Source organism: Algoriphagus locisalis (assembly GCF_900116615.1).
GTDB classification, from domain to species: domain Bacteria; phylum Bacteroidota; class Bacteroidia; order Cytophagales; family Cyclobacteriaceae; genus Algoriphagus; species Algoriphagus locisalis.
In genome coordinates this window covers 141,399-157,406 of record NZ_FPBF01000001.1, presented here as the reverse complement: position 1 = coordinate 157,406, position 16,008 = coordinate 141,399, and the positions used below count along the sequence as shown (strand labels likewise).

The window sequence follows — 16,008 nt, the reverse complement described above, 5'->3', positions numbered from 1 at the left end:
AAACAGAATTTTCCGAACGGTAAAAATTAAACGGGGGCCTTCGAAAATCTCTCTCATAATCCTACAGTTTGTGCCTTTACTTTTGGTTCGGTTAAAAGTTAAAAAAACCTCTTTTCCAAAATCGAACACTTTTTTATGCTTTATATCTGGGTTTGACAAGCGTAAAATTAACATCAATTGTAAATTTCCAACCATTTCCCTTGAAAAAATAGCCAAAAATAAAATCTTTATACAAACACTAGTGCAATATGAGATTTGTGAAGAGCTCGCTCAAATGCCCAGATGTAGGCAAAAACCTCCTACCTACGGATTATAGGTAGGCAGGAGGCCATTTTATGCGAAAAGACTCTTTCTTATTTTGATGGTTCCAGTTCGTTTTTATCCTTCACATACTTCTCTAACCAATTGTCCATTTCCCATAACATATGGTTAATAGACTCCTTAGCTGCATACCCATGACTTTCGTTAGGTAAAAACACTAACCTCGCAGTAGCACCATGTCCTTTTAGAGCATTATAATAGCGCTCAGATTGTATAGGGAAAGTACCTGAGTTATTATCGGCTTGTCCATGAAGTAGTAGAATTGGAGTTTCTACTTTATGAGCAAATGAAAACGGAGACATATTGAAATACACTTCAGGAGCCTCCCAATAAGTTCTCTGCTCATATTGGAAGCCAAAAGGTGTCAATGTTCTATTATATGCCCCACTTCTGGCGATCCCCGCGGCAAACAGATTGGTATGCGACAATAGATTGGCAGTCATAAATGCTCCATAAGAATGGCCTCCCACGGCAATCCTATCTCTATCACCGATGCCTAGATCCACTATTTCATCAATCGCGGCTTCAGCATTCGCCACAAGCTGGTCGATAAAGTAATCATTAGGCTCTTTGTCTCCCTCTCCTACGATTGGCATTTCAGTTCTATCCATGATCGCGTAACCACGAGTAACCCAGAAAAGCGGGGAACCAGAGCTAACTCGCGTAAACGCATACTGCGAACCTCTCACTTGGGCTGCTACTTCTTTTGACTTGTATTCACGCGGATACGCCCACATTAACACGGGAAGCGGAGCATCCTTACCCGGCTCAAACCCTTCTGGGGTATAAATGACCGCTGATAGCTTCAACCCATCATTTCTTTCGTAAGTCACCAATTGCTTCTGAATACCCTTTATTGATTCATATGGGTTGTCAAAATTGGTAAGTTGTCTAGGAGCAATTCTCTTTTTCGTATTCACCAACCAGTAATTTGGCTGTATATCAGTGCTCTCCTTGATAGTAATGAACTCTGTAGCATCGTCATTCAACACTTTGGCTACTCGCTCATAATAAGGTGCCTGCGATCTCCATAAGATTTTTTCCTCTTTCGTCTTCGTATCAAAAGTGGATAAATACGGCATATCTCCTTCAGGTGACCCACCAGGACTGGTCATATATACCAAATCTCCTTTGCGAAGCATCACATATTCCCCATATTCATTTTCCACCATCACTGGATCTCCTGGATCGTTGTACAGATCATCAGATGAACGTTCGATAATTACCTGCTTTGGTTGGGCAGGGTTAGATGGATTGATAATGGAACGCTTGTCCATCCTAGTTCTGGACCAACGCTCTCCCATGATTGCAAAAGTATCATCGGACCAAATGATACCGCCAAATCTATAAGGAGTGGTTGCAAGCTTTTGCTTTTCGCCGGCAAATGGCGCAGCCAACGTATAAACGACCTCACGCTCTTCCATATCTACACGGGCATCTCCCCCATCCTGAGCTTCCACCCAATACAACATAGCTGGTTTATCAGCTCTCCAGTTGATATTTCTTGGGCCAGTTACAGTCGCATCAAAACCCGTTGGCCTATTTTCATCCAAAGGAATCTCTGCCAAAACCTTAACTTTCTTACCGTCTATAGACCAAATCTCTACATCATAGGGAAATCTACTCGCTGGCACCAAATATGAAAATGGCTTCTTAATCAAGTCCACCATAATATAACTTCCGTCAGGAGAAAGATCCATTGACTTAATCATGCCAGCCGGACCAATAGGCGTCTTATTCCCTTCCAAATCAATTTTCATCAATTGAGAATCCATGAAATAAGCAAAAAGCGTTTCATCGTAGGAATTTTCCAACAAATCCTGATAAGTTCTGCTTGGGGCTGCATCTCCGGTGGTTTCCTGAATGATTGGACCAGCAGGAGCAGCAGGTCTTTGCGGCATTCCACCTCGATTAGGATTCACAGCTTTTACGATCAACTTATTGTCTGGTGTCCATGCAACTGGATTACCATATACATCATTGATGATCTTATCGGTTAACTTTTTGGCAGAAAAAGTAGTCAAATCGACTACCCAAAGGCTGATTCCATCAGAATCGGTTTGCGTGAACGTCATGTATTTTTCATCATGAGACATGCTCATGCCGCCCATGTCAGGATTTGAAGGCAAGCCGGTAATCTGGATTTCTTCGCCTGACTGGGTATTCTTGATTTTGATATTCTCAACTCCAGTCTGCCGGCTAGGTCCCGAAGTAGCAGGGTTTATCCGCATTCCTGCTATTTTCAATTCAGGCTGAGAAAGTTGGGCTATACTCGGATTATCAGACCGCTCCATCAGAAGCATCCAGTCACCATTTTTGCTCCATCTAACTGACGGTGTACTTGGAGCATTTACCAAGTCAGCTATAGATTTGGGAGGAGTTTGATAAGTACTTTGCGCAGACACTTCCATTTGGGCAAACCCAATGAAGGCAATGCAGGCAAAGAAGGCAGTAGCTCTTAATTTCATTATGTTATATTTTTGGTTACTGAAAATTACCACAAAGAAGCTAAAGTCACATTTAGATTGAGATAAAAGGCTAAAAAAGAGTTTAAATCAAAATTTTAAATGATATACCGAGTTTTCAGGACCAATAATCCACAGTTCCATATAGTTATTTACTTCATTTAGCTGATTTTTACCCTGACTTACAAAATCCAACAGACCTACCATGTCCGAAATTAAAACCAAAGCAACCGATGGTTCGGTGGAAAACTTTCTCCACACCATCGACCATCCCCTGCGTAAACAGGATGGATTGAAACTGCTGGAAATATTTAAAGAAGAGACAGGCGAGCAGCCCGTTTTATGGGGGCCAAGTATCGTAGGTTTTGGCAAAATGACCTACACTTACGCCTCAGGAAAAGAAATGGAATGGTTTCCCGTAGGATTCTCCCCTAGGAAGCAATCCCTTTCCATCTATATCATGCTGGAAAACAAGGATCTAGAACCTTTCTTGAATCTGCTTGGAAAACATAAAAAGGCCAAAGGATGCCTTTACATCAATAAACTGGCTGATATTGATGAGAAAATCTTTAGGGAAATGATCCGCACTTCCATAAATTTAGTCCGAACAAAAAACCAATAGAATAAAATGCTACATATTTTAAATGGTGATGCACTGGCTGAAGTTCTTCCGCCAAGTATCCTCGGGAGAATTGCTGTGGTCAGAGAAGCCTTAGTGGATGGACCTGTCAGCGCTAATTCTATAGAAGAGCTTTGGGTGATTCGGGACAAATACCTGCAAACACACTATGCAGGAGCTTCTGAAGAGGATTATTTCACCAAGGTAGTTCCTGAATTTGAAAAAATCCTGACTGCTACTTCGGACACCGAGGTTTACCTTTGGTTTGAAAATGATCTTTTTTGCCAGGTGAATCTGTGGTTTTCCATGTATTTGCTTAAAAAGCATACGGGTGCCGTTTATTTGGTTTCTCCTACTACTGATTTAATAGAAGGTTTTGGTGGAATGAACCAGTTACAATTGGAACAGGCTTACCGAAATGCCAAACTGCTGACTAAGAACGAAAGGCATATTCTAAGTGACATGTGGGAACTTTACCAGAGACCGGACATCTCTGAGGCGCTTACTTTATCAAAGCAGGTCAGCCCAGAGCTCCCCTTCTTGTATCCTGCGGTATTAGCCTGGAAGGAATCCCTTCCCCATGGTGCTTATTTAGGAAAGCCAAAAGAAGCTTTGAAGGAAATTTCAGCACAATTGGCTACAAATGATATCGGGAAAATCTTCCGGGCTTTTCATATCAAATATCCTATCTACGGATATGGGGATTTGCAGGTAAAACGACTTTGGGATGAATTGAAAAAACAAGAATCGGAAAACTAACAGAAAAGGAGCTGCACCAAACAGCTCCTTTTTCATTCTAATTCTTCTAACATTTTTTCGGAGGATTCGATTACTCCTTTGTATTTCTTAAGCACCCAACGACTCAGAAGGTACATCACTACAGGCCCAGTCGGTATAAAAATCATCCAGAACAAAGGGTCTGTAACACTATCCGATCCACTCAACTCAGCATAAGGCGGCAAAATAGTGAACATAAGAATTGCTCCGAATATGATCCCATAGCGCTGAGTTTTAAAAAAACGAACTTTACTCTTAGCAAACTTTTGCAATAATACCGTCGGAGTATCCTTATCCAATCGCAAACTTCTCATACTCTTTATTGCCGTCAGACTGGCTACCGGAAGGATAATCATGATTAAAACACTTATTAACGCAAAAACCTGATTGTACCAAAGCTCCAATTCTGAGAAATGAGATAATAAATACATCGCATAGCCCACACAAACAAAGGATCCAATGATTTCTGGAACTCTGACATAATCCAGCTTACTTCTGAATTTTTGTTTGGTGATTTCTATAAGAAGTTCCTTTTGTATTTTATCCTGATTTTCCATCCGAAGACTCACATCGGCCCAAAGGGATTTCATTTCATCGAGTTCCATATTCTACTGATTTAGGATTCATTTCTGATTTTAGTTTTTGCCTGATTCTGGACATTCTTGTTCCGACATTGCTCACAGAGATACCGGATATCTCGGCGATTTCCTCGTAGCTTTTATCTTCCAAAAAGAGAAAGATGATACCACGGTCTAGCAGGTTTAATTTTCTGATTTGGGCATAAAGCATTTGAATTCTCTCCTCTTTTTCTGAATCATTTGACTCAGAAAACTGAATCGTAATCTGATCGAAAGGCAAAGTATTCAGTTGCTTTTTGGTCTTATTTAAATGAGTAATTGCAGTGTTCATGCCTACTCTATAGAGCCAGGTGCTTGGCTTGGAAGCTTTTTTGAAATGATCAAAAGACTTCCACGTCTGGTACACGATTTCCTGGTACAAGTCATCTTGTTCGGCTTGCTCCTTCGCATAGATCGTCGTGATCTTATAGATCAGCCCCTGATTTGCATGGATTAGATTGACGAACTCCTCCTCTTTACTCATTTGATTTCATTTACTTCATTAGTCTTAGCTCTTTGGAAAAAATCACAGAAATGCTGAAAAAAAATTTTAGAAAGTAACGAAATCATAGGTTAAAGCCGTTCGTTATGATTCTAACAGCGGCGTGAAAAATATTCAGAAAATCTGAATTAGTATTAGAGGAACTGTTCGTGATACACGAACAGTGGCGGAATTAAAGCCCAACATCTGAAAAGCAGAACAACTGCTTCTGTAGAAAACCAAAAATTCCTCTGAGCTCTCTGTGAAAACCTTTGTATCCACTGTGGTTAAAACAATCCATCACAAATCCTTAATTTCGGGTATGCAATGGTCCACCGAATTCACTATTCCTGAATCTCAATTTCCCATCTCGCATCAAAGCAAAATCCTAAGCATGGGTTCCTGCTTTGCGCAAGCTATGGGTCAAAAAATGCTTGAAGCAAAGTTCGACTGCCTGGTCAATCCCTTTGGCACCATCTTTCATCCCATGATTTTGGGTGACTTATTGCAACATGCGATTTCTCAGGAGAAACTTCAGGAAAATGGAATCCTGGAGCGGGATGGGATATTTTATTATTTAGGAGCACACTCGGATCTTTTTGCAAATTCCAAAGCGGAGCTCGCACAAAAATATGCTGCTCACCTGGCGAAAGTCAAAGCTTACCTAGAAACAGGCACACACGTAATTCTGACCTTAGGCACCTCTTGGATTTACGAAACTGAAGATTTCGGTAGAGTAGCCAATTGCCACAAGCTTCCCCAAAAGCAGTTTAGCAAAAGGCTAGTATCGCTGGAAGAAATGGCTCCACATTTAATCCACATTTTTGGAAATATTTCACGGGTATTTCCCAACCTAAAAATCATCTTGACAGTTAGTCCAGTTCGTCATATCAAAGACGGTATTCCAGAAAACCAATTGAGTAAAAGCCTACTCCGGGTTCTTTGTCATACTTTAGAAAACAAATTAAGTAATGTAGCATATTTTCCTGCTTATGAAATTATTATAGATGAATTGCGAGACTATCGCTTTTACAAAGAAGACTTGATACACCCTACAGAAGCTGCAGAGAATTATATCTGGGAAAAGTGGAGTAAAACTTATTTCAGAAAAGAAACAATGGCAAAAAACCTAGAACTTCAAAAAATAAAACAGGAACTGGCACATCGCCCATTTAACCCCAACAGTGAAGCCCACAGGAAATTTCTACGGAATCTTATCCAAAAGCTGGAACGATTGAATGTGGAATTTGATTTTTCAAAGGAGATTTCTTCCGTTAAATCACAACTATCAACTAGTTAGATATACGAAGTACGATATACGATTTACGGGATTCTAGTTAGAGTTAAGCATCTCCTCCAATCCTAACCATTCAAGAAACCTTCTCACTTTACAACCTTTAAACTTTAGCTTACAATTTTTCAATTTTCCAATCTAAAAATTTTCCAATCTAAAATGTCGAACCTTCTCCTCCACTCCCAATCTCCTTACCTTCTTCAACACGCCCGCAATCCGGTGGACTGGATGCCTTGGGGACCAGAAGCACTGGAAAAAGCGAAAAGTGAAAACAAGCCGATTTTGGTATCCATTGGCTACTCTGCTTGCCACTGGTGCCATGTGATGGAGCGGGAAAGTTTCGAAGATGAAGCCACCGCTGAGCTCATGAATGCACATTTCGTCTGCATCAAAATCGACCGGGAAGAGCGTCCTGATATCGACAATATTTACATGGATGCGGTTCAGGCCATGGGATTGCAAGGCGGATGGCCGCTGAATGTGTTTCTGATGCCGAATCAAAAACCCTTTTATGGAGGGACTTATTTCCCAAACCAGCAATGGAAAGGCCTTTTGTCAAACATTGCCGATGCTTTTGAAAACCATGAGGATCAATTGGAGGAAAGCGCAGAAGGTTTTGGAAATAGTCTAAACAGACGGGAAACCGATAAATATGGAATCTTAGCTGGAAATCAGGAATTGGATCCAGATGAACTTGCAGAGATCGCCACCAAGATAATTTCCCAGTTCGACTCGGAATGGGGCGGTATGAACCGAGTGCCTAAGTTCCCCATGCCGGCAATCTGGCATTTCATCCTAGATTATGCACTGCTCAGCAAAAATGATCAAATGCTGGAAAAGGTCTTTTTTACTTTAAAAAAGATAGGAATGGGAGGTATTTACGATCAGTTGCGGGGTGGATTTGCACGATATTCCGTGGATGGGGAATGGTTTGCTCCACACTTCGAAAAGATGCTTTACGATAATGGACAATTGCTGGAATTGTATGCCAAAGCCTATCAGGTGAGCAAGGATGAGTTTTTCAAAGAAAAAGTCACTGAAACGGTCGCTTGGCTGGAAGCAGAAATGCTGACCGATGAAGGAGGATTTCATGCTGCACAGGATGCCGATTCGGAAGGGGTGGAAGGGAAATTTTATGTCTGGACCTATGAAGAACTGAAAGAATTGATTCCAGATGAACTGCCTTGGTTTAGCAAACTATACAACCTCAAGCAGGGTGGAAACTGGGCGGAAGGAGTAAACATACTATTCCAAACAGAGGACGATGAAATCCTCGCCAAAGAGTTTGGGATGAGTTTGGTGGAATTTCAAAACAAATTAAAACATGTAAAAGCCAAACTTCTGGAAGTCCGAAATCAGCGGATTTATCCTGGAAAAGACGATAAAATTCTCAGCGGATGGAATGGATTGATGAGCACTGGTTTGATTCAGGCTTTTTATGCAACGGGTCAGAAAAGCATGCTGGATTTGGCAATTCGAAACCTGGAATTTCTGGAGGACAAACTTATAATTGATGGAGTATTGCACCGAGCTTATAAAAACGGAAGTGCATATACTCCAGGGTTTTTGGAGGATTATGCTGCGGTGATCCGAGCGTCCATGATGGCATTTGAAGCAAGTGGAAATGCTCGATGGTTAGATTTGGCAAGATCTCTCACGGACTTCTGCTTATCGGAATTTTACGATGAATCCGATGGTTTTTTCTTCTTTAATAATCCGAAAGCAGAAAAACTAATCGCCGATAAAAAGGAGCTTTTTGACAACGTGATTCCTGCTTCCAACTCGATTATGGCAAGAAACCTTCATCGACTGTCGCTTTTCACCTATGAAGAAAAATACTCAGAAATAGCTTCAAAAATGCTCGGCGGGATGAAAGAACTTGTCCTTAAAGAACCAGGATTTCTGTGTAACTGGGCAAGTTTATTTTTGGAAAAACTGGTTCCGACGGCAGAAATCGCCATTGTTGGAAAAGGCGCAACTGACAAAGCAAGAGAATTTCAGCAAAACTACTCTCCTAATATGATTTTGGCTTTTGCTGAAAGTTTGACAGAAAATGCCGCGATTCTTTCCGACAAGACTCCTGATCCAGCTGGAAATGCCTTAATTTATGTTTGCTTTGATCATGCCTGCCGCAAACCGGTAAGCAACTATGAAGAAGCGATTTCACAACTTCCCTATTTAGCTTAACCCTTGGAAAGCCTTTTTTCAGATCAAGATTTATATCCTTCTGGAAGCGGAAATAATTTCGCAGATATCATTCTGCCCGTTCCTATCCCGCGGATGTTCACTTATAGCATCCCCTATTCCATGCAATCCGAGATTAACCTGGGCTCCAGAGTAATTGTGCAGTTTGGGAAGAAAAAAGTCCTTACAGGAATCATAGGGAAAGTTCACAATAAACCTCCACAGGCCTATCAGGCAAAACCCATTCTTGAGGTATTGGATGATAAACCTAGTGTGAATCCTCTTCAGATTCGATTTTGGGTTTGGATGGCAGAATATTACTTCTGTCATATCGGGGAAGTGATGCATGCAGCGTTGCCAACTGGGTTAAGATTAAGTAGCGAAAGCAAAGTGCAGCTCAACCCGAATTTCGACAGAGAGGAGAGCAAATACCCCTTGGATGCCCGTGAAATTTTGATTTTGGATGCATTGGAAAACCAGCCTGAACTTTCCTATGATGACTGCGAAAAAGTACTTTCCATCAAAAGCATTCACCCCATCCTGAAGAGTCTGGTCAAAAAAGAAGCAATTCTGATTTTTGAAAAAGTTCAGGAGAAATATACTCCAAAGGTAGAAACCAGGATTCGACTGACGCCCGAGATCGCAGAAAGCAAAAATGCCCTACAGGAAGTATTTGAGGCATTATCAGGAAAAGCAAAGCAGGAGTCAATTCTCCTTAAATACCTCCGTGATGTTCCGATAATGAAGCTCCCAAAAGCTAATACTAATGGCGTTGATAAAGCGACATTATTGGAGGAGGGTGATTCAGAAAGCTCGCTAAAGACGCTGATTAAAAACGGCATCTTCGAATCTTTCAAAGTGGTGGTAAACCGACTTGCCGAAGAAGAACCAGAATCCGAACCAGCCGTCCTATCCACAAGTCAGCAAGCTGCTTTCGAAGAGATCAAGCATCAATTCGAAAGCAAGCAAACGGTACTTCTTCATGGAGTAACAGGCAGTGGGAAAACTGAGATTTACATCCAGATGATCCGGGAAGTACTGGATTCCGGTTCTCAGGTTTTACTACTTCTACCTGAGATTGCCCTTACCACACAGATTGTCACCCGGTTGAAAAAAGTATTCGGCAGTCAAATGGGTGTCTATCACTCCAAGTATTCTGACAATGAGCGTGTGGAAGTTTGGAATGGTGTATTAAGTGGGAGGTTTTCATTCGTAGTTGGCGTTCGCTCATCGATCTTTTTGCCTTTTGATAGTTTAGGACTGATCATCGTCGATGAAGAACATGAATCGAGCTACAAGCAATTTGATCCTGCACCAAGATTTCAGGCTCGGGATTCGGCTATTATGCTTGCCTATTTTCATCAGGCAAGAACTTTATTAGGTTCGGCCACTCCTTCTTTTGAATCCTATTTCAATGCCAGCCAAGGCAAATTCGGCTACGTGGAATTGACACATCGTTTTGGAGACGCCACCATGCCGCAATTTCACTTGGCAGATATGGCAGCAGATAAACGCAAAAACCTCCTGAAATTAGACACCACACGGGTTTTGCGAGAGAAAATCCAGGATGCGCTTGCCAAGCAAGAGCAGGTCTTGATTTTCCAAAACCGACGCGGATATTCTCCTTATATACAATGTGAGGATTGCGGCTGGACTGGCCAATGTGTGCAATGCGATGTCAGCCTCACTTACCATCAATTTTCCGAAGAACTCCGTTGTCACTATTGCGGATACAAGGAAAAAACTCCGAGCTCCTGCCCCGCTTGTGGAAGTACTCAATTGACTACGATGGGAATGGGGACGGAGCGGATCGAGGAATCTTTGAGCTTGCTTTTTCCTGAGGCTAGAATTGGAAGAATGGATCTGGACACCACTAGAAACAAGCATGGATATCAGCGTTTGTTGGACGAATTTGGATCTGGGAATCTGGATATACTGGTCGGAACCCAGATGATCACCAAAGGTCTGGACTTTGGCAGAGTGACTGTAGTAGGAATTTGGGATGGGGATAGAATTTTGAATTTCCCCGATTTCCGTGCTGGAGAAAGAGCCTATCAGCAAATCACCCAAGTAGCAGGTCGCGCTGGACGAAGAGAAGCCCAAGGACAGGTGATTTTGCAAACAAGAGATCCCGAAACCCAGATGTATGCTCAGGTGATTAAAGGCGACTATTTTGAGTTTTTCAATCATGAAATTCACGATAGAAAGAAGTTTTACTATCCGCCTTTTGTGAAACTGGTAAAGATCACAACGCGGCATACGGACTTTAAAGTTGCGGAAAAAGCTGCGCTAAATCTCCATCATGGGATGGCAGAAATCCCTGTTAAGAAAATCGTCCTGGGACCGGAGAAAGGGATCATTGCCAGAATCAAAAACCAGTATCAGTTTGAGAGTTTGATCAAATTGGATCGCTCAGGAAATACACCGGTTATCTTCAAAGAGCACCTTTGGAAAATCACCGAAGAGCTCAAATCTAGACCTGAATTTCGTTCGGTCAGGTTTGTGGTGGATGTAGATCCTTCTTAGAATAATGGATTGGAAGATTGAAAAATTGGAAGATTATTCAACATTTTAGATTATTGCTTATCAACAAGTTAAGAACCATATTCTACATTTATGCGTATATTTATATAATTATGCGCATAAATTATGAAGAAGAGACTGAACATCACCATTGAGGAAAATCTGCTGGATAAGATCAAGACCTATGCAGAACGAAATGAGACCAGCATCTCAAGTCTGGTGGAAGAACATTTCGAAGCTCTAATCAAACCAAAGCCGAAATTGAAAAATGGAATGAGCTTGGTTGAATACATGAAATCTTTGCCGAAATTTGATATTCCAGATAATTACGATTACAAAGAAGAATATTATAAAGCCAAAGCAAAAAAAATGGGCTATGAAGATCTTTTTTGATGTTAACGTTCTTCTCTATATGACTATTAAAAGAACTTCAGACCCAGAGAAATTTTCAAGATTACTTAATCACCTATCGACTGGGAAGATTCAAGGTTTCATTACAACTGGAGTTGTTCAGACATGTGCTTACTTTTTGCTAAAGCTTTTAGATTATGAAAAAACATCTGAAATTCTAACTAACCTGATTCCTAATTTTGATTTCTTAGATGGAAAAAAAAGTGATGTACAGAATGCTCTAGCAATGAAGTTTCCTGATATTGAAGATGCTATTTTTTATCAGATAGCACTCGATCACAATCTAGACGCTATCGTTACATCGGATCGGGATTTTCTCAAACTCTCAAAACCTTTTCTCCCGGTAATTACTCCTGAGGAGCTAACCCAAAAGTTATCGAATTAAGAAAACTGCTTTCAATAACTAACTTATACAGCATTTTTTAAAGGATATTCCTTTATTAGCCTTTCCGCAGGGATTTTTAGAAGATGACTAAATTTTCTAATCATATTCAGTGAAAGTGATTGTTTGTAATTAAGGACTTTACTAACGGTTCCTTTATCACCATATTCTTTGGCCAAAGTGGTAGCATTAAAGCCAAAATCTTCCATTCTTATTTTGATCATTTCTACTGGGTCAACCTCTGGTAAATCCCAAAGTTTACTTTCATAGTCAGCTATCAGATGAACCAAAAGCATCTTTTCTTTATGTTCTTCGCTCCCTTTTTTGGCATTTTTCACTTGTTCATAACGTGCTACCGCGCTATAATGATCCTCTTCAGATTCGAGTAAATACCAGTTTTTGAAAGTGTTCATGTTCGCAATTAGTTAAATAGTAATAGCATCAATTTTATCATATTCGGCGTGGGTTCCTATAAAACGAACCTCTACTATTTGATCTTCATAATCCAACTCGATAATTAATCGATAGTTATTACCAACTATCTTAAACCGAGCTCGATTGCCTTTAATAATCTTTGCTTTAGGAAAGCTATCTAAGATATCCTGACTTTTTCTCCAATGTGCCGTTTCGACTATATTTTTCCAAGTCGTCAGACTTTTCCCAGAATCTGAATGCTTTCTGGAAAAGACAATGAGCTTAGTAAGGAAAAGGATGGTCATACCTAGCTGATTAAACACCAAAGGAAACCAAAAGTTGGCATTTTAACAACTTTTTGTTTCCCATTAAAAATCATCCGTACTTTTCTCCTCGATAAACCCTAGCACATCGGTATAAACTCTGCTCCCAGTCCATAGAAACTGCGTGATCATAGGAATATGCTTTTTCTTAGGAAAGATTTTCACTCTCACATTCTCAATTCCCTTCTCTTCGATTCGCTTCATAAAACGCTCACGGCTGGCTCTGATGCTTGGATATGTTCGCTCTCCTTCCAAAATGAGCATTGGAGATAACTTTTCGGTTAAAAAATAGATGGAAGAGTATTCCCTCCAGACAGCTGGATCTTCTGTAAAAGCATTCAGGTACTTTTTTCCTTCTCCCTCACTCATTTTTTCCAAATACCCATACATATCCAGTCCAGCAGCATCGATCAAAATAGAACCAGCCAACTTCTTTCCGTTCTCTGAAGGCTCAAGCTCATTTTCCTTCACAGCTATCAATGAAGCAAGATGTCCACCTGCAGAATGCCCGGAAACGAATATGCGATCTGGATCTCCACCGTAATTCTCAATAGTATCCTTAGTCCAATTTACTGCTGCCAAAGCAGAAGCTTGCATTTCTGGAATCTCAAAATCTGGAGACAAAGGATAATCAGCAATCACTACGATCACATCCCTCCTTGCCAACCTATTCCCCAGAAAGTGATACATCTCTTTCCTTCCCGACTTCCAGCTTCCTCCATAGAAAAACACCAATACAGGTAGATTATCGGCTTTTTTGGGCGCATAAACATCCAAACTCTTGTTTGGTAAATTCTCTAGGGTATTAGGAGAAATGTAATTGATATCTTTGTTTCTGTGTAGGGTTTGAAAAGCGCAGGAGCTCATCAAAAAAGTAAAAATAAGGGCTAGATAGATTTTGCTCATCGAATAATGTCTTTGTAATAAAAACGAAGCAAATAGAGCTTCTAGATCAGAAAAAAATAAGAAGCTCTCGCAAAGAGTTAGAGGTTCAAAGATATTATTCCTCTTTGCGCCGCCGCGCCTTTGCGAGAGCTTCTATATTAAACCGCAGGTTCCTGCTGACTCAAGCAGTGAAAACTCCCCAAACCCCAGATGATATCAGTAGAATCTACGCCTACTACCTTTCGCTCTGGAAAGCAATCAGCCAGAATATCAAGGGCAACCTGATCATTGGAATCACGGAAAGTCGGAACGACCACCGCATGATTTGAAATGTAAAAATTCGCATAGGAAGCCGGCAGGCGCTGATCATCCCAGATCACTGGAGAAGGCATAGGCAGTTCCACCACATTGAGCTGTTTGCCGTCAACCAACCTCATTTTATGCAATCTCTCCAGATTTTCCTGAAGTAGTGTGTAATTCTCATCCGCTTTGTTTTTCTCAACCGCAGTCACCACAGTATCTTCATTGACAAATCGCGTAATATCATCGATATGTCCATCGGTATCATCTCCGACTATTCCATCTCCTACCCAAAGGATTTGCTTCACCCCATAATAATCCTGAAGGTATCGCTCGATCTGATCCTGCTTTAGGTGAGGATTTCTATTTTCATTCAACAGGCAAGCTTCTGAGGTCAAAAGCGTCCCTTTTCCATTGAATTCCACGGCGCCTCCTTCCATGACTATTCCAGGTTTGAAACAAGGAATTCCCAGTTCTTCAGCAATTTTGATCGGAATCTGATTGTCTAGATTATGCGGAGGATATTTTTCACCCCATGCATTGTAATTCCATTTGACCAACACCTTTTTCACATCCGCATTTGGATTGATCAGGAAAGCCGGACCATGGTCTCTGCACCATGCGTCATTTGTAGGGAAAAAATGGAAACGGATATTAGCCAGATTAACTCCTGCTTTCTCCAAATGTGATAAAGCAAATGATTTCATGGCATCATCAGCAACGTTGATATTGACGATTTCCCCTAATGCTACATACTTGATAAACTCAGCGTAAGGAGCAAAAATAGTATCCAATTTCCCAGGCCAGGAACCTTCCTTATGTGGCCAACTCAACCAAGTAGCCGTATGAGGAGCAAATTCGGCAGGGAAATAGTAACCCAACTCAGCCGGAGTTTTCTCTCCTGAATTGGCAATTGCAAAGATATCTTTCATGAATGTTTATTCTTCGTCCAAGTATCGCTTGGTGATTGGCTGATAGGAATCAATTCTACGGTCTCTTAAAAAAGGCCAGTGCGTTCTATAGCGGTCGGATCCTGCAAAATCAAGTTCTTCCACGTGGATTTGTTCTTCTTCATGAGAAGCTTTAAATAATATTCTCCCGAAAGGATTTGAAACAAATGATCCTCCCCAGAATTTCATATCACCTTCGATGCCGCAACGATTTACAGAAACTACAGGAATTCCATTGGCGACAGCATGTGAACGCTGAATAGTCTGCCAAGCACCGTATTGCTCATCGTTAGTCAAACCATCCTGATCTTTGTGCCAGCCTATAGCAGTTGGGTAAACCAAGAAGTGTGCTCCTTTCAAAGCCGTGATTCTTGCAGCTTCCGGATACCACTGATCCCAGCAGATCAACACGCCGATATTTCCGAATCTGGTAGGGAAAACTTTATAGCCCAAGTCACCTGGAGTGAAGTAAAACTTCTCAAAGTACCCAGGATCATCAGGAATGTGCATTTTTCTGTATTTACCGAGGTAGCTGCCATCCGCATCCAAAACCGCAGTAGTGTTATGATATAATCCTTCTGCTCTTTTCTCAAAAAGTGAAGCCACGATCACGACACCAAGCTCTTTTGCCAAAGCCCCAAACGTATCTGTGGACGGACCTGGGATCGCCTCTGCCAACTTAAAGTTCTCGTAGTCTTCTACATCACAAAAATAAAGGGAACGGAAAAGCTCCTGAAGTACAACCACCTGAGCTCCTTGGGCCGCAGCCTTACGTACTCCGTCAATAGTTTTCTCAAGATTTGCTGCTACATCAGAAGAGCAAGTCAACTGGACCAAGCCTACTTTTACAGTTTTATTTGCCACTAGATTTTGGTTTTAATGGTTAAGGTTACAAAGATACTTTTGCCTGTCGCCATTCACAAATGAAGATTTTGAAATTCACCCCACATAATTTGAATGGTAAGGATCGGTGTAACGATGAGCTGTATAAAATGATTCAGTTTCAAAAAAAAGCTATTTTCGCTCGTAGCCAAGTGAAGAAGCCACAATTAAGCTATTGAA

15 protein-coding genes are annotated in these 16,008 nt (G+C 41.1%); 7 read left to right on the top strand and 8 right to left on the bottom strand.

Going from position 1 to position 16,008, the window contains the following annotated elements; translation table 11 throughout:
* Window positions 1–353: 353 nt before the first annotated feature.
* Complete coding sequence (locus tag BM386_RS00650; protein WP_244545457.1) at window positions 354–2,732, bottom strand: S9 family peptidase; 2,379 nt, start codon at window positions 2,730–2,732, stop codon at window positions 354–356.
* 259 nt (window positions 2,733–2,991) lie between these two features.
* On the opposite strand from BM386_RS00650, the gene BM386_RS00645 reads away from it, so the two are divergent.
* Together BM386_RS00645 and BM386_RS00640 are read left to right on the top strand one after the other, a co-directional pair.
* Complete coding sequence (locus BM386_RS00645) at window positions 2,992–3,408, top strand: DUF1801 domain-containing protein (RefSeq protein ID WP_091691140.1); 417 nt, start codon at window positions 2,992–2,994, stop codon at window positions 3,406–3,408.
* A gap of 6 nt (window positions 3,409–3,414) precedes the next feature.
* A complete protein-coding gene (locus BM386_RS00640; RefSeq protein ID WP_091691139.1) occupies window positions 3,415–4,164 on the top strand; it encodes a DUF1835 domain-containing protein in 750 nt (249 codons plus the stop codon).
* A 32-nt stretch (window positions 4,165–4,196) separates the two neighbouring features.
* On the opposite strand, the gene BM386_RS00635 is transcribed toward BM386_RS00640, so the two are convergent.
* Window positions 4,197–4,787 (bottom strand): hypothetical protein, encoded by a 591-nt coding sequence (locus BM386_RS00635; RefSeq protein WP_139235807.1) that lies wholly within the window; start codon window positions 4,785–4,787, stop codon window positions 4,197–4,199.
* Window positions 4,774–5,283, bottom strand: coding sequence for an RNA polymerase sigma factor (locus BM386_RS00630; RefSeq protein ID WP_091691137.1), 510 nt, complete (start codon window positions 5,281–5,283; stop codon window positions 4,774–4,776). The genes BM386_RS00635 and BM386_RS00630 overlap by 14 nt, the downstream gene beginning before the upstream one ends.
* Before the next feature lie 319 nt (window positions 5,284–5,602).
* Here BM386_RS00630 and BM386_RS00625 point away from each other — a divergent pair, with 319 nt between their 5' ends.
* From BM386_RS00625 to BM386_RS00605, 5 genes are all read left to right on the top strand, one after another.
* Window positions 5,603–6,580 (top strand): GSCFA domain-containing protein, encoded by a 978-nt coding sequence (locus BM386_RS00625; RefSeq protein ID WP_091691136.1) that lies wholly within the window; start codon window positions 5,603–5,605, stop codon window positions 6,578–6,580.
* A 153-nt stretch (window positions 6,581–6,733) separates the two neighbouring features.
* Window positions 6,734–8,761, top strand: a complete 2,028-nt coding sequence (locus BM386_RS00620; RefSeq protein ID WP_091691135.1) for a thioredoxin domain-containing protein — start codon at window positions 6,734–6,736, stop codon at window positions 8,759–8,761.
* Between the two features lie 3 nt (window positions 8,762–8,764).
* A complete protein-coding gene (priA, locus tag BM386_RS00615) occupies window positions 8,765–11,284 on the top strand; it encodes a replication restart helicase PriA (RefSeq protein ID WP_170856997.1) in 2,520 nt (839 codons plus the stop codon).
* A gap of 123 nt (window positions 11,285–11,407) precedes the next feature.
* Window positions 11,408–11,674: a DUF6364 family protein gene (locus BM386_RS00610; protein WP_091691134.1), complete on the top strand. Its 267-nt coding sequence runs from the start codon at window positions 11,408–11,410 to the stop codon at window positions 11,672–11,674.
* Window positions 11,658–12,077 carry a type II toxin-antitoxin system VapC family toxin gene (locus BM386_RS00605; protein ID WP_091691133.1) on the top strand — a complete coding sequence of 140 codons (420 nt, stop codon included), beginning with the start codon at window positions 11,658–11,660 and terminating at the stop codon, window positions 12,075–12,077. The genes BM386_RS00610 and BM386_RS00605 overlap by 17 nt, the downstream gene beginning before the upstream one ends.
* 23 nt (window positions 12,078–12,100) lie before the next feature.
* On the opposite strand, the gene BM386_RS00600 is transcribed toward BM386_RS00605, so the two are convergent.
* The 5 genes from BM386_RS00600 to BM386_RS00580 all read right to left on the bottom strand — a co-directional run bounded on the left by BM386_RS00600 (window position 12,101) and on the right by BM386_RS00580 (window position 15,810).
* Entirely contained in the window at window positions 12,101–12,487 is a 387-nt protein-coding gene (locus BM386_RS00600; protein WP_091691132.1) for a helix-turn-helix domain-containing protein, read from the bottom strand.
* Window positions 12,488–12,499: 12 nt separating this feature from the next.
* Window positions 12,500–12,793, bottom strand: a complete 294-nt coding sequence (locus BM386_RS00595; protein ID WP_091691131.1) for a type II toxin-antitoxin system HigB family toxin — start codon at window positions 12,791–12,793, stop codon at window positions 12,500–12,502.
* A gap of 63 nt (window positions 12,794–12,856) precedes the next feature.
* Entirely contained in the window at window positions 12,857–13,717 is an 861-nt protein-coding gene (locus BM386_RS00590) for an alpha/beta hydrolase (protein ID WP_091691130.1), read from the bottom strand.
* A 137-nt stretch (window positions 13,718–13,854) separates the two neighbouring features.
* A complete protein-coding gene (locus tag BM386_RS00585) occupies window positions 13,855–14,928 on the bottom strand; it encodes an agmatine deiminase family protein (protein ID WP_091691129.1) in 1,074 nt (357 codons plus the stop codon).
* A gap of 6 nt (window positions 14,929–14,934) precedes the next feature.
* Window positions 14,935–15,810, bottom strand: a complete 876-nt coding sequence (locus BM386_RS00580; protein ID WP_091691128.1) for a carbon-nitrogen hydrolase — start codon at window positions 15,808–15,810, stop codon at window positions 14,935–14,937.
* Window positions 15,811–16,008 lie beyond the last annotated feature (198 nt).